The sequence below is a fragment of the Bowmanella yangjiangensis genome, from assembly GCF_017255015.1.
In the GTDB taxonomy this organism is placed as follows: Bacteria; Pseudomonadota; Gammaproteobacteria; order Enterobacterales; family Alteromonadaceae; genus Bowmanella; species Bowmanella yangjiangensis.
In genome coordinates, this window is the sequence record NZ_JAFKCS010000284.1 from 1 (window position 1) to 1,035 (window position 1,035).

2 protein-coding genes are annotated in these 1,035 nt (G+C 64.7%); both read left to right on the forward strand.

Going from position 1 to position 1,035, the window contains the following annotated elements; genetic code table 11:
- The first annotated feature begins 183 nt into the window (after positions 1–183).
- Positions 184–570, forward strand: coding sequence for a hypothetical protein (locus tag J0A65_RS24000; RefSeq protein ID WP_206596784.1), 387 nt, complete (start codon positions 184–186; stop codon positions 568–570).
- Between the two features lie 94 nt (positions 571–664).
- Positions 665–1,035 (forward strand): hypothetical protein (locus J0A65_RS24005; RefSeq protein WP_206596785.1); only part of this gene is annotated, 371 nt, incomplete at its 3' end.

The window sequence follows — 1,035 nt, forward strand, 5'->3', positions numbered from 1 at the left end:
GCTTGCGACATGCTGGCATCCGGCAAGAAACGGGTCTGCTGCTTCGATCAGTCGGGTTACTACAGCAAGGCTTTCCGAGCGCCCGAAGCGGAAGACTCCTGAATGACGAACGGCGTTGAAACGCCTGACACCTGAGTCGCTTCGCTCATCGAACCCTCCCCTTCCCCCAGACGCCATGGCCCTATGACCAATCCATACCAACCCCCTCAGTCGACCCTCGAAGGCGGATCGGATCAGGGTGGCAGCGCCACCACGGCCACCCGCCTGATCGTGGGACTGATCTGTGCACTCATTGCGGCGGCGCTGCCGATGCTGGTCATCCCTTCGTTTCAGCAGGTCTTCGACAGTTTCGGGGCCCAACTACCGCTGATGACGCAGCTCGCCCTGAGCTACCACCTGTGGCTCTGGGTGCTGCCGATATTGGTGATCGCGGCGTTCATGTTCTGGCCCAAGGCCGAACGCCGGCCATTGGCCGCCTGCCTGACGGGCGTCATCGGCCTGACGCTGGCCATCAGCGTCATGATCCTGGCGATGTACCTGCCTGTTTTCGCGCTGGGCCAGGCCATCTGAAGGGATCGGCGGGCAAGGCCATGGCGCTACAGCAACCCGAGGATAGCGCCCACGCAGAACGTGGACGCTATCGATAAACGACGAAGGCGCCCGGATGGGCGCCTTCAGTCGAAGCGGAGTGAAGCGTCGATCAGGCAGTGCGACTGGCGCCCACTCGCTCGGCACCACCCTCGGCGACACGATCGGCACCGACACGATCAGCGCCATCTTCAGCGACACGCAAGCGCTCGAGAGTACGCTCGGCCCCGCCTTCTGCAATGCGGTTGACGCCTACGCGTTCGGCACCGCCCTCGGCGACACGATCGGCACCAATGCGGTCAGCACCATCCTCGGCGACACGGAAGCGCTCGAGGGTGCGTTCGGCGCCCCCTTCGGCCACTCGGTCCGCACCCACGCGGTCAGCGCCGTCTGCAGCGACGACAGGGGCAGCGACGGACTGAATGGCAACCTGCGGCGCGGCGAAAG